Source organism: Aureibacter tunicatorum, assembly GCF_036492635.1.
Taxonomy (GTDB): domain Bacteria; phylum Bacteroidota; class Bacteroidia; order Cytophagales; family Cyclobacteriaceae; genus Aureibacter; species Aureibacter tunicatorum.
Window position 1 is genome coordinate 125,734 of record NZ_AP025308.1, and the last position, 25,049, is coordinate 150,782.

General features: G+C 35.8%; 14 protein-coding genes. 5 read left to right on the forward strand and 9 right to left on the reverse strand.

Going from position 1 to position 25,049, the window contains the following annotated elements:
• Both buk and AABK36_RS24125 read left to right on the forward strand, forming a co-directional pair.
• Nucleotides 1–1,071 carry a butyrate kinase gene (gene buk / locus AABK36_RS24120; protein ID WP_309942698.1) on the forward strand — a complete coding sequence of 357 codons (1,071 nt, stop codon included), beginning with the start codon at nt 1–3 and terminating at the stop codon, nt 1,069–1,071.
• Nucleotides 1,072–1,174: 103 nt separating this feature from the next.
• Nucleotides 1,175–1,510: a hypothetical protein gene (locus tag AABK36_RS24125; protein WP_309942695.1), complete on the forward strand. Its 336-nt coding sequence runs from the start codon at nt 1,175–1,177 to the stop codon at nt 1,508–1,510.
• 92 nt (nt 1,511–1,602) lie between these two features.
• Here AABK36_RS24125 and AABK36_RS24130 read toward each other — a convergent pair whose 3' ends face one another.
• Complete coding sequence (locus AABK36_RS24130; RefSeq protein WP_309942694.1) at nt 1,603–2,406, reverse strand: ABC transporter permease; 804 nt, start codon at nt 2,404–2,406, stop codon at nt 1,603–1,605.
• Nucleotides 2,403–2,996, reverse strand: coding sequence for an ABC transporter ATP-binding protein (locus tag AABK36_RS24135; protein ID WP_309942691.1), 594 nt, complete (start codon nt 2,994–2,996; stop codon nt 2,403–2,405). Before AABK36_RS24135 ends, AABK36_RS24130 begins: the two co-directional genes overlap by 4 nt.
• A 309-nt stretch (nt 2,997–3,305) precedes the next feature.
• Between AABK36_RS24135 and AABK36_RS24140 the strand changes: the two genes are divergently transcribed.
• A complete protein-coding gene (locus AABK36_RS24140; protein WP_309942688.1) occupies nt 3,306–4,586 on the forward strand; it encodes an MDR family MFS transporter in 1,281 nt (426 codons plus the stop codon).
• Nucleotides 4,587–4,588: 2 nt separating this feature from the next.
• Here AABK36_RS24140 and AABK36_RS24145 read toward each other — a convergent pair whose 3' ends face one another.
• The 3 genes from AABK36_RS24145 to AABK36_RS24155 form a co-directional block, all read right to left on the reverse strand.
• Nucleotides 4,589–5,317 carry an SOS response-associated peptidase gene (locus AABK36_RS24145; RefSeq protein WP_309942686.1) on the reverse strand — a complete coding sequence of 243 codons (729 nt, stop codon included), beginning with the start codon at nt 5,315–5,317 and terminating at the stop codon, nt 4,589–4,591.
• Nucleotides 5,318–5,410: 93 nt separating this feature from the next.
• The gene (locus tag AABK36_RS24150) at nt 5,411–17,437 is read right to left on the reverse strand and encodes a M6 family metalloprotease domain-containing protein (protein ID WP_309942684.1); all 12,027 of its coding nucleotides are present in this window, start codon (nt 17,435–17,437) and stop codon (nt 5,411–5,413) included.
• 353 nt (nt 17,438–17,790) lie between these two features.
• Nucleotides 17,791–18,312 (reverse strand): hypothetical protein, encoded by a 522-nt coding sequence (locus AABK36_RS24155; RefSeq protein WP_309942681.1) that lies wholly within the window; start codon nt 18,310–18,312, stop codon nt 17,791–17,793.
• A 351-nt stretch (nt 18,313–18,663) separates the two neighbouring features.
• Between AABK36_RS24155 and AABK36_RS24160 the strand changes: the two genes are divergently transcribed.
• A complete protein-coding gene (locus AABK36_RS24160) occupies nt 18,664–20,700 on the forward strand; it encodes a M3 family metallopeptidase (protein ID WP_309942678.1) in 2,037 nt (678 codons plus the stop codon).
• Between the two features lie 51 nt (nt 20,701–20,751).
• Nucleotides 20,752–20,985, forward strand: a complete 234-nt coding sequence (yidD, locus tag AABK36_RS24165) for a membrane protein insertion efficiency factor YidD (protein WP_309942675.1) — start codon at nt 20,752–20,754, stop codon at nt 20,983–20,985.
• 14 nt (nt 20,986–20,999) lie between these two features.
• On the opposite strand, the gene AABK36_RS24170 is transcribed toward yidD, so the two are convergent.
• The 4 genes from AABK36_RS24170 to AABK36_RS24185 all read right to left on the reverse strand — a co-directional run bounded on the left by AABK36_RS24170 (nt 21,000) and on the right by AABK36_RS24185 (nt 24,921).
• Nucleotides 21,000–22,094, reverse strand: coding sequence for a PorP/SprF family type IX secretion system membrane protein (locus tag AABK36_RS24170; RefSeq protein ID WP_309942673.1), 1,095 nt, complete (start codon nt 22,092–22,094; stop codon nt 21,000–21,002).
• A gap of 21 nt (nt 22,095–22,115) precedes the next feature.
• Entirely contained in the window at nt 22,116–23,342 is a 1,227-nt protein-coding gene (locus AABK36_RS24175) for a T9SS type B sorting domain-containing protein (RefSeq protein ID WP_309942671.1), read from the reverse strand.
• An 11-nt stretch (nt 23,343–23,353) separates the two neighbouring features.
• Entirely contained in the window at nt 23,354–24,019 is a 666-nt protein-coding gene (locus AABK36_RS24180) for a hypothetical protein (protein ID WP_309942669.1), read from the reverse strand.
• 263 nt (nt 24,020–24,282) lie between these two features.
• Nucleotides 24,283–24,921 (reverse strand): porin family protein, encoded by a 639-nt coding sequence (locus tag AABK36_RS24185; protein ID WP_309942667.1) that lies wholly within the window; start codon nt 24,919–24,921, stop codon nt 24,283–24,285.
• Between the last annotated feature and the right edge of the window lie 128 nt (nt 24,922–25,049).

The window sequence follows — 25,049 nt, forward strand, 5'->3', positions numbered from 1 at the left end:
ATGAAAAAAATAAAAATTCTAGTCATCAATCCTGGCTCCACCTCTACGAAAGTGGCCGTCTTCGAAAATAGAGTTTCACTCATTGAAAAATCAATAAATCACAGTTCTCAAGAACTTTCTAAATTCGCTTCGCTCAACGAACAATATGATTTTAGAAAAATGATTATACTTCAATGGCTAAACGAAAGCAATATTGATGTAAATCAACTTGATTATATCATCAGCAGAGGAGGGCTTATTCAGCCTGTTACCTCAGGAATCTATCAAATCAATAAAAAAATGATTGAAGATCTGAAGTCCAGCACCTTAAAACACGCTAGCAATTTAGGAGCATTGATTGCTCATGATATCGCTCTTCAAATCGGGCAAAAAGCATATATAGCTGACCCAGTAGTAGTTGATGAGATGGAAGATATCGCACGTATTTCCGGACATCCAAATTATGAGCGTAAATCAATATTTCACGCGCTCAATCACAAAGCCATTGCAAGAAGGCATGCAGAAATGATGGATACAGAATACAACAAACTAAGATTGATTGTAGCCCATCTTGGCGGTGGAATATCAATTGGCGCTCATAAATACGGAAGAGTTATAGACGTAAATCAAGCATTGGATGGTGAAGGCCCGTTTAGTCCAGAGAGATCAGGGTCATTACCTGTTGGCGACATCATAAGGGATGCCTTTTCCAATAAATATACTCAAAATGATATGCTCTCCAATGTCGTGGGCAATGGAGGAATGAAAGCTTATCTAGGAACTAATGATGGAAAAGAAGTTGCCAACAGAATTACAGAAGGCGACAATCATGCGTTGGAAATCATTAAAGCGATGGCCTATCAAGTGTCAAAGTTAATTGGCGAGATGGCAACAGTCCTTAAAGGAAAAGTGGATGCGATTCTTCTAACGGGAGGAATGGCTAGAGATGAAGTAATTACCAATGAAATTATCGCTAGAACGAATTTCATAGCACCGGTTCATATGTATCCTGGTGAAGATGAAATGCTGGCCTTAGCAGAAAACATCTTTCTAATGCATAATGGAAAACTGGGTGTCAAAGAGTACATTTGATAACAATAAGGCATTGAAAGGCTGATAAAAAAATAAAATATTCTCTCATACGAAAATACTTTTTTTTAGTAATTTGTTTATTGTAAGCACAAGCTCTAACAATATGACCGGAAATTATACTTTGGATAGTTTTAAGCCACACTTTTTCAAAGAACAAGTAGTCACGCTTATAAATTATCTAATTTTCAATTCAAAAGAAATACGTCCATTTTTAAAAAAATGCACTGGTGAAGATGAACAGCAAAACTTTTTTGTTATCATCAGAAAAGGTGAAAACCTTGACCAAGCTTTGACAATTATTGAAAATATGGGACTTGAAGGTTCAAAATGTCAAACAGAAGGCGACCCTGCCATAGAAATAAAAAGCATCTCGCCAGACAACATTGAACTTATGAAAGATGCTTATGAAATTGAAGACATAAATAGTTTGCTAAAATAGGCACAGCATTTGCATTAATTTTAGTGTAGGTTTTGTCTAATTCAATTTCGTTATCTTTTTGTTAATCTGCTCGCTTCATGTGAGCAGATTTTTTATTTTTTGATTTTCAAAAAGACTTTATTGGTTTTCAAGTTACCTAGCCCGTCAAAAACAAACCACCTTACCAAAACCACGCTTAATATCAAATTTAAGCTACTACCAATAAAAATAGCCAGCATAATCATAATTTGGTATTTTATAGCTTCAGCTGGCGGACTACCTCCTAAAATTTGACCAGTCATCATACCCGGCAAAGCAATAAGCCCCATTACCGACATCGTAGCGATTGTTGGGTTTAGTGCTTTAATAAAAGCATTCGAAATAAAAGGTCTCAAAGCTAATTTTTGAGTATTGGTATTTCCTAAAATAAAATAATAAAGATCTGATTTATCTCTCAAATTGGTCAAATATTCATTTAAACCTATGACATTATTATTGAGAGAATTACCTAATATCATACCCGTGATCGGAATAAAATATCTAGCGTCAAATATAAATTCCAACTTTATCACCCAGCCTAAAAAAAACGCATCCACAATCATAACTGAAGTTATACCTGCTACTAGCATGGGAATAATAAAAGTCTTCCATTGAAGATCCACTCGACGTATCGCTGTCATTACTCCGACGAAAATCATAATCAATACCCAAAGCAAATTTATCCAAGGATTATTCCTCTCGAAAACCCACTCCAGATAAACTGCTACCAAGCCCAGCTGAGCCATCATTCGAAATACACTGATTAATAACGGCTTAATGATACCTACTTTATAATATGCCAAAAAAGATATTGGAATAAAAAGCATAAGCAAACTAACCATTAACTCTTGCCAGCCTATATCATTTATTTGATTCATAGTTCTATAAGTCTATCCATTTTTGATTGCCAAGTAGAATTATGAGAAGCTGAAACCATCGTAACCTCATCTAACTTTAATACTTCATCAAGCAATAGATGAATAGCATCTTCGTCTAGTGAAGAAGTAGGTTCATCCATAATCAAAATCTTCTTATTCATTGACAAGCAAGCAGCTATAATCATTCTTTGTTTTTGACCACCGCTAAGTTTTACAAAACTATAATCCATAATAGTATCATCTAAACCTAACTGTAAAGCCTTCTTGACAACTTCATTTTTCCGATCATATATTTTAAGCATTCGCAATAGTCCATTGCCATCCTCAACAGGCAAGTTAATGTTTTGTGGAACCCAAGCTATACGTTCCCTGATAGGATTAATATTTTGTCTTTCCAATCTCATTCCATCGATTAAAACTGAGCCACTGTCTAGGCTAACAAAACCTTGTATTAGTTTCAATAGTGTAGACTTGCCTCTTCCTGAAGCCGCTTTCAAACAAATTTTTTCATTTTTTTTCACAAATAAATTAAAATTTGAAAAAATCGTTTTACTCTCAAATTTCAATGAAATGTCTTGACATTGAATCATATTACAAAATATTTAATTACAGTATTAAAAAAATAAAGTATAAGTTGAAATCAAAAATTTATATTTACTACATGTATATTTAAAAATTAATTTGCTTAAGTAGTTTAAATTTCTGATTTTGGATTAAATCTACTCAGAAACTATGACAATGAATTGTAAACATATCAGAAGATCATTTTATGTCTATCAAAAGATAGTGCATCATGATACTGCTATGTTTATGTAATCTATTAATAAATATTAATAACTATATACAAAGCTCGGCAGTAAATGTCGAGCTTTTTTTATGTCATCCTAAATTATACTATTATGATTGATTTTACTCTTACGAAATTCAAAAATTCTTATTTGAATGCCTACAAGGGTCTTTCAAAAGAAATTTGGTGGCTGGCATTTATAACGCTTATCAATAGAGCGGGAACAATGGTCATGCCTTTTTTAACTTTGTATCTGCAAGACAGTTTGAATTTTTCAATATCCCAAGTTGGGACAATTCTTACTTGTTTTGGCATAGGTTCATTTGTTGGGTCATGGATTGGAGGAAAATTGACTGATAAAATCGGTTATTACAAAGTGATGCTATCTAGCCTTATTATGAGTGGTGTATCATTCCTATTCTTGCAAGCAATGGATACATTTTTAAGCTTCTGCTTAGGGATATTCATAACGACTGTTTTCGCTGATGCTTTCAGGCCTGCAATATTTGTAGCTATAAACTCACTGAGCAAACCTGAAAATGTAACTAGATCAGTGACTCTAATTCGATTAGCGATTAACCTAGGATTTGCGGTAGGCCCTTTTGTTGGAGGCTTGATTATTACCTCTATAGGTTATTACGCATTATTTTGGATAGATGGAGTTACATGTGTTTCAGCTGGATTTCTACTTTACATGGTATTAAAACCTAAAGCATCATTGTCAAATCTTAATTTGAATAGTGCTTCAGGGTTATCAAAAATTGAAACAGAGGAAAAAGCAACTAACTATCAAAAAATTGATTTTGGAATCTTTCTCTTGATAGTTTTATTTACAGGTATTGCTTTTATGCAACTGTTTTCCATAATTCCACTCTATCATAAAGACGTATATAATCTAAGCGAGTGGCAAATAGGCATGATCATATCACTCAATGGCTTACTAATATTTGCCTTCGAAATGCCATTAGTACACTTATTGGAAGAAAAGAAGTTCTCTAAATTGTCAATAACTATTGCTAGCCTATTTCTAATTTTGATAAGCTTTGCAATTCTTAACTTTGAGAAAAATATAGCCATCATATTAGTCTCTATGACATTATTAACATTTGGTGAAATGCTCGCTTTTCCTTCTACTAATAAGTTAGCTTTGGATATGGCAGACAAAAACCATAAAGGTCAATATATGGCATTATACTCTATGTCATTTTCTCTAGCTCATATAATTAGCGGAAAAATGGGGAGTTATATAGTCGAAATGTTTGGATTTACTACCAATTGGAATCTCATGGTTTTAATATTAACTATAGCCATTCTATTATCCTTATTTTTAAAACTTAAAATTAGCAAGCGGAGTAAAGCTATAAAAGAGCTTAAGGTCTCATTATCTACTTAAAATTAAAAGAGATCTAACTGAGGATTATCAAGTTCAGGATAATTGTAATTTTGATGTGCTTTATCAATATTTCGATTGTTCTTTGGTTTGTTAATAAAACTCGACACGGTATACGCTTTTAAGTTATGTTGAAATGGAACCAGAAATGGTTCTATTTCTTTTTTTACATCAAAATTTGACAGCCATTCGTTTGATCGATCCTCTGGTATGATCAGAGGCATTCTTTTTTTTGTATTATGAATAGTCTCCATTTGAGAATTTGCTGGTGTAGTTATAATAGAAAATGTTTGCACTTCATTCCCCACTTGATCTAGCCAACTATCCCAAACTCCTCCTAGTGTTAAAAACTCTGACGTTTCATTTTGAATATAATATGGGTACTTTTTACCGAAAGAAGAATTCCATTCGTAAAACCCATTAATAAGTACCAAACACCTATTCCTACTTACAACCTGAAAAGATTTTTTCTCTTGCAATGTCTCGCATCTAGCATTTAATGTTTTGTTAGCCATATTATTTTCATTCCCATACTCTGAAAACCAATGAGGAATCAACCCCCATTTCATCATCTTAATTTGATTTGGTTCACTAGTAGAAATTACAGGAATCCATGGGTGATCAAACCCAGATACAAAATGATATTTAGAGAAAAGACTTGGTTTATTTAAACTCCTTGAAAACTTCTTTTCAACTTTATCAATCGTAGAATATATAGCTACATTAAAACACATACATTGATGAAATATAAAAGTTAATATTTTCCAATAATAAAAAAAGCTGCTTGATAATCAAGCAGCTTTTCAATCATATATTCAAACCCCTATTTATTTCACAATAATAATTTTAACAGTTTCGCTATTTCCATAGCTATCCGAAACTATCACATGATAAGCGCCAGCTGGCAAGTGGCTCAAGTTCATCTTGATGTAAGAGTCGCTTGCCTCGCTTCTGTAAAGTTCTGCTCCAGCAACATCTATTACTCTGATGTTCGCATCCAAGTGCTTGCCAAAGTCGATCGAGAATCTGCCTGCCGATGGATTTGGATAAACCTTAAGCTCGATTTCATCAAACTCACCTAATCCTGTCTGCAAATCATCTCCATTAACCAAAAGCTTATACACTACGCTTTCGCCATCTTGATCTCTCAATACTACGTCAACTCCGCCTTTGCCTGGTACATATTCTACTTCTGTGCCTAATGTTGGGCTAACAAGCTCAACGCCATCCGGCAAATCAATTGAAGTAATCGTTACTGTACCCGCTTCATCTTCAGGCAATGTTACATTGATTGTTCTATCTGAATTATCAACGGTTGCTGACTCATCATTAACCTCAATTCCTCCAATGTTGATATCCGAATTTCCTGAATTGTCTTCAGCATATCTAACATTGATAAAATATGTAGCTTGCTCACCCAATTCATTATAGATAGTAAGCTTTCCATCATTTGAATAATCCCAAAGCTGACCAATTCTTGGATGAGATCTTTCAAATACAACCGAGCTGCCTTTAAATTTGATATCCTCAACTGCAATTGATGATAAGAATTCGCTATCGCTAATCACAACATCGAACGTTCTGTCTCCATCAAATGTATACGAAACTTGACCGGTCATAGCAACTTCATCTATTTCAAGACCTACAATTGGCCTATTAGAAGCTGTTACTTTATATATGTTCTCCGTAGATCCATTTTTTACAATAAAGTCAACTGCCCCATTAGAGAAGTCTATATTATTGATATCCGAAGGAGCAATCAGTTCTGCACCTGATGTCAATAAAATTGACTTGATGGAAACATTGCTCAACTCGACAAAGCTATAAAGCTCTACTTGAATAGTCTTCGCATCTTCATTGATTGTAGCGCTTACTTCATTGTAGAATTCTACACTTAAGATTCTAGCGTCTTTTGGTGCTTCAATCACTTCCACATTAACTTCAACACTTGTCGCTGCGTGATCTGCTGTCTCCGCTACTTCAACTGTCAATGTTGTTGTTCCAACAACAAGACCTGTCAATACATCGTTGTTGATCTCTGCAAGAGTAGCATCACCGAATGTATAAGTAATAGCCCCTGTGCTTTCTGTCATAACATCCAAAACAACTGTTTTGCCAATTACTACGCTGATCGGATCTGGTGATACCGTCAATGTTGGTAATGGCTTAGCTGTAACTTCAACGTCAACTTCAACACTTGTCGCTGCGTGATCTGCTGTCTCCGCTACTTCAACTGTCAATGTTGTAGTACCTACCGCAAGACCTGTCAATACTTCGTTAGTGATTTCTGCAAGAGTTGCATCACCGAATGTATAAGTGATAGCCCCTGTGCTTTCTGTCATAACATCCAAAACAACTGTTTTGCCAATTACTATGCTGATCGGATCTGGTGATACCGTCAATGTTGGTAATGGCTTAGCTGTAACTTCAACGTCAACTTCAACACTTGTCGCTGCGTGATCTGCTGTTTCCGCTATTTCAACTGTCAATGTTGTAGTACCAACCGCAAGACCTGTCAATACTTCGTTAGTGATTTCTGCAAGAGTTGCATCACCGAATATATAAGTGATAGCCCCTGTGCTTTCTGTCATAACATCCAAAGCAACTGTTTTACCGATTACAACGCTGATCGGGTCTGGTGATACCGTCAATGTTGGTAATGGCTTAGCTGTAACTTCAACGTTAACTTCAACACTTGTCGCTGCGTGATCTGCTGTTTCCGCTATTTCAACTGTCAATGTTGTAGTACCAACCGCAAGACCTGTCAATACTTCGTTAGTGATTTCTGCAAGAGTTGCATCACCGAATGTATAAGTGATAGCCCCTGTGCTTTCAGTTGTAATATCCAAATCAACTGTTTTGCCAATTACAACGCTGATCGGATCTGGTGATACCGTCAATGTTGGTAATGGCTTAGCTGTAACTTCAACGTCAACTTCAACACTTGTCGCTGCGTGATCTGCTGTTTCTGCGACTTCAACTGTCAATGTTGTAGTACCTACCACAAGACCTGTCAATACTTCGTTAGTGATTTCTGCAAGAGTTGCATCATCGAATGTATAAGTAATAGCCCCTGTGCTTTCAGTTGTAATATCCAAAGCAACTGTTTTACCGATTACAACGCTGATCGGATCTGGTGATACCGTCAATGTTGGTAATGGCTTAGCTGTAACTTCAACGTTAACTTCAACACTTGTCGCTGCGTGATCTGCTGTCTCCGCTACTTCAACTGTCAATGTTGTAGTACCTACCGCAAGACCTGTCAATACTTCGTTAGTGATTTCTGCAAGAGTTGCATCACCGAATGTATAAGTAATAGCCCCTGTGCTTTCAGTTGTAATATCCAAATCAACTGTTTTGCCTAACATAACGCTAATTGGATTTGGAGATACAGTCAAGACTGGCACTGGCTTAGCGGTAACTGTTACTTCAACTTTAATCTCCATTGCAGCATGTGTTGCTGTCTCTGCTACGCTTGCAACTAGATTAGTAGTACCTGCAACAACTCCAGTAACATCATTACCTGCTAATGTCGCAATAGATGTATCTTCGATATCCAATATTACTGTCTCACCATTATCCGCTGTTGCTGTAACTGTGATTATTTCTCCCACTTGAACAACTATTGGATTTGGTGATATTGTTATAGTTGGAATCTCTTTATCTTCTACAGTAATCACAACCTGAACTTCTGTTGCTGCATGTGTCGCTGTCTCTGCTACACTTGCAACTAGATTAGTAGTGCCTGCAACAACTCCAGTAACATCATTACCTGCTAATGTCGCAATAGACATATCTTCGATATCCAATATTACTGTCTCGCCATTATCCGCTGTTGCTGTTATCGTAACTGATTCGCCTGCTTTCACTACAATTGGATCAGGTGTAACAGTAATAGTTGGTATTTCCTTATCCTCTACAGTAATCACAACATTAACTTCTGTTGCTGCATGTGTCGCTGTCTCTGCTATACTTGCAACTAGATTAGTAGTTCCTGCAACAACTCCGGTAACATCATTACCTGCTAATGTCGCGATAGATGTATCTTCGATATCCAAGACTACTGTCTCGCCATTATCCGCGGTCGCTGTTATTGTAACTGACTCGCCTGCTTTCACTACAATTGGATCAGGTGTAACAGTAATAGTTGGTATTTCCTTATCCTCTACAGTAATCACAACATTAACTTCTGTTGCTGCATGTGTCGCTGTCTCTGCTATACTTGCAACTAGATTAGTAGTTCCTGCAACAACTCCGGTAACATCATTACCTGCTAATGTCGCGATAGATGTATCTTCGATATCCAAGACTACTGTCTCGCCATTATCCGCGGTCGCTGTTATTGTAACTGATTCGCCTGCTTTCACTACAATTGGATCAGGTGTAACAGTAATAGTTGGAACTTCTTTGTCCTCTACAGTAATCACAACCTGAATTTCTGTTGCTGCATGTGTCGCTGTCTCTGCTACACTTGCAACTAGGTTAGTAGTTCCTGCAACAACTCCAGTAACATCATTACCTGCTAATGTCGCGATAGATGTATCTTCGATATCCAAGACTACTGTCTCGCCATTATCCGCGGTCGCTGTTATTGTAACTGATTCGCCTGCTTTCACTACAATTGGATCAGGTGTAACAGTAATAGTTGGAACTTCTTTGTCCTCTACAGTAATCACAACCTGAATTTCTGTTGCTGCATGTGTCGCTGTCTCTGCTACACTTGCAACTAAGTTAGTAGTTCCTGCAACAACTCCGGTAACATCATTACCTGCTAATGTCGCGATAGATGTATCTTCGATATCCAAGACTACTGTCTCGCCATTATCCGCGATCGCTGTTATTGTAACTGACTCACCTGCTTTCACTACAATTGGATCAGGAGTAACAGTAATAGTTGGAACTTCTTTGTCCTCTACAGTAATCACAACCTGAACTTCAGCTGCAATATGTGTTGCTGTTTCTGCTACTCTTGCTACTAAATTAGTAGTTCCTGCAACAACTCCAGTAACATCATTACCTGCTAATGTCGCGATAGATGTATCTTCGATATCCAAGACTACTGTCTCGCCATTATCCGCGGTCGCTGTTATTGTAACTGATCCTCCTGCTTTTACTACTATAGGATTTGGAGTAACTGTTATAGTCGGAGTCTGCTTATCTTCAGCCGTAACATTAATTGTATAAACCTTATTAATGTCGCCAGTTGCAGTAACTGTCAAAGTCTGGCCATTTGTAAAGTCATATGCATTCCCAACTATCAAAGATGTAGTTGATGAAGGATCAGCCAAAACAATACTCTCTATTTCTAAATTGCTTAGATCCGAACCTGAAGGCATAATAACATCAATAGTGCTTGTCGCTTGGTCTACAGTTGATGATGTTTGTCCGATCAAACTAAACGCTGTAACCTCTGGATTTCCTTCCTCCGGCTCTACATTAACTGTTAATGTATAGGTAACCGATTTACCATTGTCAGCCTCTGTAATAATTTGAGCTTTGTTATTTCCATCAAGAGTAATAGTATATACACCGCCATTATTTGTCCAGTTAGTAATCGATGGATTTCTATTTGGCTTTTTCCAAATAACATTCTCCAAATCAACTGTACCACTGCTCAAATCTGTTCCTGCTGGCAATGTCACCGCAATCTGATCTCCTGCGATAAATGTACTCACACCATTTACATCTGCAGACAAAATCTCTGCAGCATCGGGTTGCTCATGGGTAACAGCTACTCTATATTGTTCTTTATCCCCACATTCAGCAGTAATAACAAAATCAACAAACCCATCAGAGAAATCATATCTACCTACCCTATTTGGACTCACATCCATTTTATTCATCAATTCGATAGGCAATCCTACAATGATATTTACAGAACTAATATCCACAGAGGTTGGTACCTCAACTGCAATATAATTATCCTGTCCTTGAATAGGGTACTGAGTACCTTCAACTTCAAAATAATCAGGATCTGTATCACAACTTAGTTCTCTATTAATGATAACTTCATATCTAGTTACAAAATCATCATTTTCAGCCGTAACATAATACACCGCGTTAGATTGTGAAGCGTCAACTTCTTGACCAACACCCGGCTCTATTTTTACACCTTCCCAAGTAATTTCAGGAGTAAACTTCCCATTAAAATCACTTGATACATTAACAGTAATAGTACCTGCGTCTTGATCAATTACTTCATCACCAATTTGAACATTTGGTATATTGAAATCTGTAATCTCAGCAACAGTACTCAATTGATCTCTAGTTATTTCAAATTCGATTACCTCTTGAGCTCCATTATACAATGTATTTCCAACCCAACATCCTTCTGTTGTAGCCAAAATCTTGTACAATCCAGGTGCGTTTGGTTTTATGAACATCTTTGGTATTTTAACATTAGTGCTAGCCTCGTTAATATACTCATTGTATGTACCATTTTGATAAATCTCACCGTCACCTTGAAGTAAAGTATAAGTCACCGTATTTCTAGTAATTAAATCCTGAGATGAAGGGTTCCAATACTCATACAATGGACGTGCTCTACCAGTCAATTCAATGTCATCTAAAGTGCTATAAGTAGCCTGAATTTGTGGATTAACAAAGTCAATTGTTCTGTCTTTAGGATCCCCGTTTATTATTTCAATACATGTATCAAAATATGAATCACCCAAATCATAATACTCTGTCAAATCATCCAAAATCACTTCATTCAATTTAAACCTCAAGCATAACCAATTATTCGTTCGGTCCAAAGTCAAAATCTCAGTTTCAGGATCATATGTTACGTATGTTAAATCTTGGTCATCCAATTCAGGAATGTACTGTATTTTGATGTCTTTAAATTGCTCAGGAAGAACTGAAACAACTTCGTAATCAACCTTTTTAGATGTGCCTACACTATAAACACCTCTATCCATCGGCCATCTAAAAACAACTTCCAACTCGCCCTTAGCAACCTCTACTATTTGAGAAACAGTTTTTTTCTTGTATTCGTCATTTCCTTCGAAAATATATTCTATAATGAAACTTCCTGGCTTCAAAATAGTAATTCTATTTCCTTCTATTCTCGCTGTTTCTTCACCAGGGAAAACCAAATTATATTTTAGTGGCAAACCATCAGGTACGGTCGTAGCTGTTGCATAGAAAGGCGCATCGCCAAATTTCTTAGCTGCAATTGGATCAGGAATAATTTCGACCTCCTTTTTCTTATTCAAACAGAATGAAGCTGAATTATCATCCGGATTAGTATCAATCAAACTTGAATGTATAGTTGAGTACATGCAAACTTCTTCGTTCTCAAACTCATCTTTCAAAGTTACTTTAAGAACCATCGTCTCGACTGCGCCAACATTCAACTCATCCATTTTCCATTGATTGTTCACTTCATCATAATTACCAACGGAAGGCACTGGATTTTCAACCAATTCCAACCCTTTAGGTAAAGTATAATCAACCTTAACGTTATATGCTTTATTCCCACTAAGATGTGAAATAGTCAATGTAACATCGAAAATATCACCTATCTGTGGTTTTTGCAGTTCAGAAGCAATCTCAATTTTTAAGTCCCCTTTGTATGCTTCAGCACCAAAGACCTTAACCTGACTTGACTTCCAACCAGCAGTATACAAACGACCAGCAGCATCAAACGAAGGCTCAAATGGATCAAGAATTACTCTTCTATGGTATCTTTCCCCATCATTTCCAGACCAGCATCCACCAATTCTATCAATGTCCTCTTTCTTATCATTTGAATAAAAGTCTACTTGTCCTAATACTACATCAGCAGCAGCATAGTTCGTTGTTGGCATTTCATTATAAACAACAACTCTATTGTTACCGTATTCGGAAATTGCCAATCTATTCTCTGAGTCAACAGCAACACCATATGGCCAAGAGAACTCTCTGCTGCTTATACCCCATCCGTTATCGAAGAAACTTTTTTGGCCTAATACCAAATCTGCAATAGCTCCATTAGATGTCGGAACTTTATTATATATCAATACCCTCGAGTTACCAGCATCCGCAATAATCATCTTGCCATCTCTAGAAATAGCAACAGATGAAGGGTCATTTAATCCCGTTCTGCTTACTTCTGATTTATCAGAAGTCATACTTGTTTGTCCAACAACCACATCGGCTGCCGCAAAGTGACTTTCAGGAATTTCATTCCAAATCAACACACGGTTATTTCCTCCGTCACAAACGATAAACTTGCCGTCTTGTGTAAAAGCTATACCTTTTGGATCATTAAACACCCTTGCGCCTGTAGGATATTTATCAACTTCATAATCCTGTTGCAAACCAAAAGAAGATCTTCCTAATACAATATCAGCATCTTCGACCATAATATATGGATCTTCTCCATTTGCTCTTCTCTGATCGGCCTTGGCAAAAGCTGCATCAATATTTTTATAAATAATCACACGATTACCTCCTCTATCTGCCACGGCAAACATATTGCCATCAGGAGAGAACGCAACATTTCCAGGACCATTAGTATACGTGCCGAAATCTTGAACAGAAGGAATACGATCTTCAGTCCAAGTCTTTTGCCCCAAAATATAATCAGCATCACCCAAAGAAATATCGTTGTTTTTGATACCTGGTCCAACCTTCCAGATCATTACTCTATTGGCATTTTGAGCAGCAACAGCCACCATACCACGAGTACTTACTTTCACTGATGTTGGTATAGGAGTTCTATCTCTAGCTGGCGTAGGTCCATTTGGATAATTATTATTAGAAATACAGAAATCGTCATCGCCTATTACATGAACCGCTTGCATGAAGTTTACAAACTTATTCGGTTGATTTCTATCTAAAATAACTACAAATAAATCCGTCACAGGATCAGATGGCCCAAAAGTATTATTGGCTGCTCCGTGAACTGATATTTTAACCAAACCAGGAGCAACAGCAGTCAAAGTGGATCCATTAAGATTAGCAAACTCTTCTCCTTCGATAATTTGATATACTACTGACGTATAAGTATATGGAGGTTGCGTGAAGAGATGCGACCTCAAATCAATTTGATCCCCTACATAAATATCATCAGAATTCCTTCTATAAACTGTTATTGTATTTTGTCTTCTAAGTGTACACCAGTTTGTATTACCACCTAGATCTACAGAATTTGTCGCAATAAAACATTGATCATCAACAGCATTAATATTTTTAACATGGCAATATTCAACTCTAACTTGAGCGCCTCTGTTTGTAAAATCAACTGTTGGATCACCTAAGATTTTTATAGGTTTATCAGAAGTACCATTGGCTGTCAGCTTATCAAATACTTGATCACGACCACCACCAATTGAAACTATTGCACCAGGGTGAAATACCAGTTCTTTCATTGTATTGCTACCATACAATAATATTGGTCTTGGGTCATTACCAGGAGTATCAGGCAATGTCAATCTTAAATCACTTGTTTTAAAAGCAACGCGATTATAAGTCAAATCAGCTCCATTAAATCTAGAGTCATGTTGATATATACTTCCAGGTTGAGGCAACTCGTAAGTGGAAACTGTAATGGTTGAGTTCTTTTGTGTGAAAGTCAACGCATCCAAATCTCCCCAATAAGGATCAGGCAAATTCCAATAGCCTGTTTCTAACTCACCATCATCCAGATTTAGAGTCTTTTTATTCGGGTTATCTGCTACTTGGAATTCTTGGAACATTCTCATGTATTGATCTCCAAATGTCAAAACACCTTGATTCAATATTCCTATTTGTCCATAGAACTTACCGCCTAATTTCCAAGCACCTGTTGCTGTTGGAGCGTCAAAGAATACTTTTTCATAGAAAATTTCATCCGATTCAAAAATAAGTTCAGCTGGATCGTCAGAAGTATTTTCAGACTTCAAATACAACTTGCCCCACTTACCAAATACGTTTTGAGGAATTTTCAAATCACCATAAACCGTAATTGACAAGTTTTCATCTCTTACGGTAAATTCAGGGCGATTAGTCACCTTCATCATGTCGATGTTGGCAGCCTCAAAATTCTCAGTAAATACTATAGCTTGCTGTTCTTTAGTAAATGAATTTTCATCAAAAATGATATTATCATTTCTAGACGGCATTCTTTCATGCTTAACTGTACCGCCTGAAGTTGTTGCCCAGTGAGATAGATCGCTCCATTCACCACCATTACCAACCCAATAATACGTCTTTGGCGTTCCCTTATCAAGAGTCAATTCTACAGGATCAGAAAGTGGAGAATTTATAGGATCCACTATTGCTTGAACTCTAAAATAATATGTATTCCCAGGGATTAAATTCTCTAGAATAATTTCCTCAGTATTCTTATCCGATTCAGCAATTTTTTCATATCTCAATCCTGTGTAATCTGTAGCGAAAATATCAAATCTTATTTCGTTATCAGTATTATCCTCCCAAGTCAATCTAACTTGCTCCACATTACCTGCTACTGTAAATGCCTGTAGGTTTGTAGGTTTTTCAGGAACATCAACTTGGTTTTCATCCATGAATACTACACGGTAATCCTCAGCTTCACCTTCTTTAAATATAGTTGAAGGACCACAAGCTTCTACATCATTTAAGGTATAAGGCTCGTCATTATATGTATAATTCAAAGAATATGTTACAACTCTTAAATATCTCTTTGAACCATGAGGCAAACCTGCAGGTACTGTGACTTTCGCAGTATATCTTTTCTTATCTTTCAACAATGCTTTTTCAGCTAGCACCATTTCTCCAGCATCTTCAAAATCGCCATCAGCATTCCAGTCAATAAAAGCTTTAACTCCTATTTCTGTATCAATGTCCTGATAATCTTGCTTGATCTTACCATCAACAAAAATCTCCAACTCCAATTCATCAGCAACATTAACCACAGCTTCTTGAGCAGCATCATAATGATATGTTCCCTTCCAAGGCGATGAATTATTTAACTGACCAAAAGTAACTTGTGTGATACCTAGTTCATTTCCATACTGAGCTTTAGTCTGACAATATTTAGGTTCTTGCTCTTCCTCTTCATCATGTTGCAATTTGAACTCGATAGAACCATCAGCCAATTCTTTTATATCATAAACCCTAATACCAGTATCTTCATTATTATAATTAGATCTGGAATTAGGAGTCGTATTAGGACCAAATTCAGTCTTCCCTAATATTCCTGGCCAAGTATCAGATGATTGAGTATTTCCATCCTGCTTACCATCAGCCTCTTCTATATCAACTCCGTCAAAATCAAATCCAGGAGATCCATTTGGAGTATAATTATATCTATTACTAATATCTGCTAATCTTTCCTGCAAATGCCAAATCAACATGCCTTCAGCAGGAATAAATAGGTCATTATTTTTCTTAACCCTATTCTCTAAAATAAAATAATCTTGACCATACCTAGTATTAATTTGATAATAATTAGACACATCATCTGTGCTTGGTGGCAAAGTATAAGTCCCATCATCATCTTTATATAATTCTCGAGGAGTAATCCAACCTAATGCAGCCTTGGTGTAAACACTAAAATCTGTAGGGAAATATTGCCCAGCTACCCATGCTCCACCAGCCATGATATCCCAAACACCTAATGTAAACTTTTCCTTATGGTAAATGTCCGGCATACCTAATAAGTGTCCAAACTCATGAACAATATTACCGATACCCACCATAGACTGTTGTTTTTCTCTGTTATCATCCCAATAGAATTGCGACTCAGATTGAATACAATAGTCACTATATACCCAAACACGAGTTTTTCTTCCCCAAGGGTCAGGGTTTTTCATCTGTAAACCACCACCTGGTCTCTTTTCTAAATCATAAACTCTAGGATTTCTATCTTCTCTTTGACCGTTTGTGTTGTAAACAGCAGTAATTTGTCTGTTATTTACATCAACTACAACAATACCTTTTTCAGGATTCGAATTGTACTCAATACTATTTCTTCTTGGCCAAACATATTGACCATCACCTTGCTGAGAGGCTCCCGGCCCTGCGTGCATTATAACAACACCATCAATAAAACCATCTCCATCACTATCATACTGCGAAGGATTACCTAAGTTACCCGGCAAAGATTTACTAATCGCCTCATGCACAAGGTCCATAGTTGGACCTTCTCCATTTTGGTCTCCATACGCTGTATGTGTTTGACTAGCTCTTACAGGACTGTATGAAGCAAAATTAAATCGTAAATTCAATTGGCCATAAGAGGCATTTCTATAATAATCCTTAACTGTCATATATCCATCACCGGGATTATCCGCTGGAATATATGAGTTTCCATTAAACAGTGTTTCAAAAGCTCTATACGGATCTCCTCCTCCAAGTGGATTATTACCATCACCTTGAGTAATGTCATAATTAACACTCATGGTTCGGCCATCGTGTTGGTTACTACCAAAAGTATAGTTACTGAAGCCAACCATAAAAACAGGAATCGTCAAATTACCTTTAGAAGGCACTGAAGCATTAGTTGTTCTTAAAGGATCTCCAATTTTCTCTTGCTCTGTTTCATTTTCCTTAGCTGTATCTTCAGGTCTTGGATCTGGCTCCAAATTTTTAGCTATTCCCATCGGAGGAATACCTGTTCCATAAAGTTGCCCTGAAGGGACTAATCTTCCGCCACTTTTTGCAGCGTACTCAAGCTCTCCGTTGTTCCATATCAAAGAATATCCGTCAGCATCTTTTAAAAACAACTGACCATACTCTCTCAACACCATCAAGCTTACCTTGGCTCCACTATTTAGAGGAACCTCTACGACTCCTCCATAGTGAGCGCAATGCTCGCTATGTTCATCAGCTTTGGCCAAAGGTGCTGTTAGCACCATTAAAGCCATCACCAGTAATGACATTAATCGTTTGGTAAAAATTCGCATATGTTTGTTTTAGGGTTTGAATTTATTTTCAATTTTATCGATTCAAGTGATTTCTCTCTCAAATTGATTAGACTTGCTTGAATTCTCTATCCAATTATTAATATTACAACTACAAAGCCAGTCTAATAAATAAATTTTATTATAAAATAGTCATTATTAATTTATTTTCAAACTAATTTACATACCCAAAACAAATAAAGATAATATAATATCTATAAATGATAAAAAAATACGAACCAATTCTAATAGAATAAACTAAAGTAATAATAGCACCAATAATTACTATCTAAATCTATGAATAATAAAAAAGGCTCCATATAAGGAGCCTTTTTCATTAGAAAAACTATTTTTAATTAAATCGCAAAACCAATTCCTGCTTTGAAGAAGTTAGCTGTAAAATCATACTTCAATCCAAAAGACATAAACAAAACTCTTCCCTGCACACCTAAATCTAAACCTACTCTATTTTCATCCATTTCTCCATCTTCCATTCCTAAAACTGGCCCTTCAAGTTTAGCATTATAAAAATTAGCGCCAACCACAGGAGCTATAGACATAAATGGCAGTTTGAACTTCTTAGCCAATCCAATATTATATTGATTAACCTTCATTTTTGAATCAATTGTAGAACCTATTGGTGAATCTAAGTCCGATGAACCATATGTGTATCCAACATTAACACCCCAACCTTTAATTATGTATCCTGTGGCATCAAATCCAAACGCATGGATACTTTTGCCAAAATCCTGACCTCCTACTTGAAGCGCGGAAGAGCTCGAAGCATAATTACCATAAACTCCTTGCACAGTAACAGTTTGTGCATTTGCAGCAAGAATAAAAAGAGAGAATAACGAAAGCAAAAAAACTTTTTTCATAAATAAGCTAAATAAATAATTCCATTAAATAAAAGTCGAAAATAAACAAATATTCAGCTTATTCAATATATGTAGCTATAAAAAATCACATAATTACTAAATAGTTACAACATATAATACTTTTATTTATAAATCATAAACTCATTTATTATACTTGCTATTTCATAAGGTAATCATAATTGACTTCAGAAACTTACTAATTGAATAAATTTTCGATTTCTATAAAAGTAAACCTCTAGTCTATGTAGACGTATGAAAAAATGAAGTATATTAACATCCATTTTTAAGCATAAATTTTGAAAATAAAATTTACAATCCTCTTTACTTCAAAAGGCATATAATAAAGAAAATATGAGCAATCCATTATTAAAAAAATTCGATACCCCATTTGGAACTGTTCCATTCGAACAAATAAGACCCGACCATTTTTTACCCGCGCTAAAAGACTCTATTTCAGAAGCAAAAGAAGAAATAGAAGACTTGATAAACGATGAAGAACTACCGTCATTTGAAAATACAATAATTCGACTAGAAGAAATCGGTAAAAATGTCAGTTTGATTTCCAGCATTTTTTTTAATTTGAATTCTGCGGAAACGAATGATGAAATTCAAAAAATTGCGCAAAAATTCTCTCCATTAATCACTGAATATCACAATGATATTCTTCTTGAGAAAAGGATTTTTGATAAAGTTAAGGCAGTGCATGACCAAAAAGGTCAACTTGAACTTAATCAAGAAGAAAAAACTCTGCTTGAAAAAACATACAAAGCTTTCGTAAGAAACGGAGCATTGCTTGATGACCAACAAAAGCAAAGGCTAAGGGAAATAGATAAAGAATTATCAAATAGCTCTCTAAAGTTTGGCGAACATGTACTGAAAGCAACCAATTCCTATGAGCTAGTTATTAAAGATGAAAATGATTTAAAAGGTCTTCCAGAAGCTGTCATTGAGCAGGCATTTGAAACAGCCCATCAAAAAGGAAAGGAAAATTGCTGGATTTTCACACTTGATTATCCAAGTTATATTCCATTTGTAACTTATGCTGATAACAGAAGCTTAAGAGAGGAGATAACTAAAGCCGCTGGCAAAAAAGCTTTTGATAGCAATAATCTTAATAATGAAGAATTAGTTAAAAAGATTGTCAATTTAAGGCTTGAAAGAGCAAACTTGCTAGGATATGAATCCCATGCGGATTTCATACTGGAAGAAAGAATGGCTAAAAGCGCTGATAACGTAAATGAATTCTTAAACGAACTCAGAGAAAAAGCCATGCCTGCTGGCATCAAAGATGCTGAAGAAGTCAAAAACTACGCTTCAAAACTAGATGGAATAGGCGATTTGCAACGTTGGGACTGGGCATATTATGCTGAAAAACTTAAAAAAGAGAAATTCAACATAGACGATGAAATGCTCAAACCATACTTTCAACTTGAAAAAGTATTAGATGGCATTTTTGAAGTGGCTAGCAAATTATATGACATTGAGTTTGTTAAAAACTCCAATATCCCTGTTTATCATACGGATGTAACAGCTTATGAAGTAAATAACACCCAAGGAGAACACATAGCTGTCTTCTATGCAGACTTCTTCCCGAGAGAAGGGAAAAGAAATGGGGCTTGGATGACGTCATACAAAGGACAATATGTTAAACAGGATGTAGAACATAGACCACATGTTTCTATTGTTTGCAACTTCACCAAGCCAACAAATACTAAACCTTCTTTATTAACATTCAATGAAGTGACAACGTTATTTCATGAATTTGGCCACGCGCTGCATGGCATGTTGGCTAAAGGAACATTTGAAAGCCTAACAGGGACAAGTGTTTTTTGGGATTTTGTGGAATTGCCTTCTCAAATACTTGAAAACTGGGCTTATGAAAAAGAGTGTCTAGATATATTCGCCAAGCATTTTGAAAATGATGATGACTTGCCACATGAGCTAATCGAAAAAATAAAAGAAACGGCTTCGTTTATGGAGGGCTACCAAACTATTAGACAATTGAGTTTTGGTTTACTCGATATGAAATGGCATTCTATAACTAAACCATTCGAAGGTTCCGTTGCTGAATTTGAAGATGAAGCATTATCCCCAACACAGCTAATGCCTAAAATTGAAGGAACGAATATGTCCTGTTCATTCTCGCATATATTTCAAGGAGGTTATTCTGCGGGATACTATAGTTATAAATGGGCAGAAGTTCTAGATGCTGATGCCTTTGAGCATTTCAAAGAAAGAGGAATCTTTGACAAAGAAACAGCGGACAAATTCAAGAGACATATTTTAGAAGCGGGTGGAAAAGAGCATCCAATGGAGCTCTATAAAAAATTCAGAGGAAAAGAGCCTAACCCAGATGCTTTACTAAAAAGAGCTGGCCTTATAAAATAAAAACATCAATAAGCCGTCTTTTACTTGACGGCTTTTTTATTATTAACCCATATGGTAGGAAAAATCATCATAGCGTTCGTAAGGTTTTACCAATATTCTATCTCGCCTCTTAGCCCTCCTTCCTGCAGATTTACTCCAACATGTTCGGCTTATATGATAGAAGCTGTTAAAAAGCACGGAGCAATAAAAGGATTTTGGCTTGGAATTAAAAGGATTTCAAAATGCCACCCTTGGGGAGGGTGTGGATATGATCCGGTACCAGATAAAAAAAAAGCCGCTGATTAAGCGGCTTAATGTCTTTACATCAACGGTGTGGCAAACTTTCTTTTCTTCTTCGTCTTAAATTTATAAGCGAAAGACACTTCCAAGGCTCCGCCACTATTCGTATTATACCTTAAATAGGTTGTATTCATATCATAACTAAAGCCTACATTGAATTCTTTAGTTTCAAAACCTACATTAAAGATAGCAGCATCCCCCACTCTATACCAACCGCCGAATACTAATCTTTTTGCATCATCTCTAAACTTAGTGCTACTCACCATATATGAGAAATATACTCCCAAATTATACTGCATCAATGAGTTTTGATATTGAAACAAGAAATTCGGTGAAACCTGCCAATCTTCAAATGGAGTATTGAATAAAGCACCACCATGAACTTTCAATAAAATCGGCAAAGAACTCTTTGTCCCATCTTGAACCAAAGACTCATCCGGCACATTCAGATTGTCAGCAGCGACACCACCATAAAAACTTCTTTTGATAAAGCCTCTTCTTGTCTTTTCAGAATGATACCACATTACGCCAGCTCCAATCACAGGAAAAGTTGTCGATTCATTCAAATAATCAGGTCCAGGAACTTCATTTTGAATTTCATTTGTCGTCTTGCCATAATTTGCAGGAGAAGCCCATCTTTTTGCCTGTTCTCCCCAAAACAAATTAGCCATATTGATATATTTTCTTACGATACCTCCTTGAATCGCAAAAGTCAACTGATGCAAACCATTCCCATCCAATTGGACATTATATGAACCTGATACTCTGATGCTAGTAGTATTGAAGCTTTTATCCACTCCTGCACTCTCATCAAAAACCGAAAGACCTACTCCTCCCAAATGCCTACCATTATACCCTGACTTTGGTATAATTGGATAAATAACTCCTAAATGCATTTGATCTCTCGGGTATTCAGAATCTCGCCATTGTTTTTTATAATTAACCCCAACAACAGGAGTAATATAAGAACCTGACAAAGCAGGATTTAACATCAAAGGCGATGCATAGTACTGCGAAAAAGTAGCATCCTGAGCGTTAACACTCACAATAAATCCGCACAGAAATAATATCATCAAAAAGCTAATGCTCGAAATTCTTTGTAATTTTCTCTTCATATACAATCTGTTTATGATTAACTATCGTATCATATGCACGACGCCTTTTCTTTCCAACTTTGCTCCATTTTTATATCTACCACGAATAAGGTAATCATACACTCCTGTTTCTACATAATTCCCTGTATTGTCAACCTTGCCATTCCACCCTTCTTCTCTCATTAATGCTAATGAACTAGTATTAAAAACTACTCTACCAGATCGATCCACAATATGAAGTGTAAAATTTTCATCACTAACGTTTGTCCCTCCATAAAGCTTAAATACACTATTCTCTACAGCAGATAAATCATTCAGTGCTACTTGCGGAGTTAATGCATTTGGAATCACCAACTCTATAGTTTGGCCACCAATTCCATAAGTAACATAGCTTATCAATTCGGTTGATAGGTTCGTTTGAGAAATTAACCAATCACCACCCTCAAAATCAGCACCTAAGTCATAAAAAGGACTAGCCTCTAAACTTTCAACAATTGTAAGATCTTCTTTTGTAATATCGCTTTCGAGATTAGGTTGATAATTAATATCATTCTCCCCTATATCCTCTAATAAAACCTTGCCAGTTAAAAGTTGTCCTTCAGCAATACGTTTTTTCCATACAAAATCAGCTGCAACAGCTCTTACAGAATCAACCGTCTCAAAATTATCATTGGCCATAATTTCAAATCCAAGAAGCAAATCATCAGAAGACTCAGAAATACTTGTCTTTATTGGGTTATAACCTAATAAATCGCTCCCTATTGCATACAATTTACCCTCTCCAATGCCTTGGTGATACAATGGTCCATTAATATAAAGATTCTCGTTGCCTTCAATCGGTTCCGCATCTTTCCCTAATGCAAAAATATCTTTGTCTGCGTCTTCTATTTGAACAATCTGATCGTATTCAAACTTATGTCCTACAATGGTTTTACCTGATATAGTCTTTTCAGAGCTTTCAAATGTCAACTCGTGTATTTGCTGTTCACCTTCAAGTCTTTGAGCATTGCCTCCATTAAGAACGACTTTGCCATCTCCAGAATAATTTTCAAAATTGCTTCTGTTAACCCAATCGCCATCAAGATTGACTTGACCCGCATTGCTTACTGAAGCACCAGACTCAATGATCAGGCCTTGCCCTTCGATCGTTAATTCTGTATCCTTATCTATTAATAATTTTCCGTTATTGATGACATTTTGGGCATTAGCAGAAAAGCTTAAACACGAAAATGACAACAGTACCGGGATTATGTACTTGTTTACTTTCATATGCTTTTCTATTATAGACCTAGTTTCTCCTTAATCAATTTCAATTCTGCCTCAAGAGCCTCAATTTTTTTATTTTGCTCTTCAATAACTCGTTCATAGTCTTCGCTAGTTTCTTTTGGTCCATTATTGCCAGACATTTGAACATTCAATTCATTCAATAAGCTTTCTAATTCAATCCAATTAGATTCCCCAGTATTATTATCAATAGCCATGACGAAATTTCTTTGACGCAAAGATGGAGGCACATTGATTCTTGTTTCTTTTACAAACTCTCCTGCTTCATCAATAGGTTTCAGTTCGATAGGATCTTGTGACGAATCCACCATTTTAAAAGCTAAATAATCTAAATTTGGCACTGGCTGAATAAAGTCCGACAATACTTTGCTCTCACCCTCAGTATCAAGAAAAACTAATCTATCATTAGCTATTAATACTAAACCTGAAGTAGAACTATTTATTAAATCCTCATACTTTCTAGCAGATTCTACTACAGGCAAAATCACACCTCTTTCTCCATCTGATTTGATTTCAAAAATCGCAACATCCGACTGCTTTTCATTTTCGTCCACACCTACTCCCACATAACTCTTCGTCTGGGCAAACAAGCCTGAAGCGGCGAAAAACATAAAACATATTGATAGAAATAATTTCTTAGATTGTTTTAGGTTCGAGATCATAGTTTTATGTGTTATTGTTTTCATTTGTCAATATCCAAAGTTAATTATAAAAAAATATAATCAATTTTTAGTTAAAAAAATAAAATTATTAGATAAAAACACGCCATTCTCTCAAATTTTAATAAAAAAACCACATTAAAAACTAAAATGTAATATAGATTATAGCAAATCAAGTATATTCATTATTAATTAGACAAATAAAAAAGTGAATAACTATGGTTATTCACTTTTTTCAGTTTAATTATTAGAATTTTGTAAATATGTTAGAACTTATAGCTAGCTCCTACGCTGACATTTGTATTATGAAATTTGATATCGTCATTTTTATGCTGATCGATAAAACCAATATAATATCTGGCATTAAAGCCTAGTCCGGAATTTGGCAAATCATATCCAATTCCTCCCACAGCTCCAAAATCGACAGCATTTATGTCTCGACTTACGTTAGAAGAAGTATTAGTTTCACTAACTTTTTGACCATTTACATACAATGTGCTTTCATTATAGGAAATAGCGTCCAATTTAACCATCAGTTGCGGACCTAAAAATACATTAAAATTCTTCAATACATAATACTTTGCTACTACAGGAATGTTAACGTAATATAACTCAAAATGAGAACGTGTCTTATTCACATCAGTATTTGACAAAGGAATATTAAACTCCAGAGCCGATGTATATAAAGCGAAAGAGGCTTCTGCTTGAATTCTAAACTGATGAACGAACTCATACTCTCCCATAATACCGACATCATAGCCCCATTCCCAAATTCTGTCTGTCACAGGGAGTCCTTCACTAATAATAGCAGAATAATTAGCACTAGCTTTCACTCCATACCTGATTTGGGCAGATGCAATTTGCACAGTCAAAATCATCAAAAATGCTAATAAAATCTTTTTCATAAGTAAATAGTTTGATTAACATATTAAAAACTCAGAGTGCAATTTTTCGTTTTTTAACAAAAAAAAATCAAAATAAGTCTATTAATCAACTATTCTTATATTCTTCCCTTAAGATTTATATTTAACCC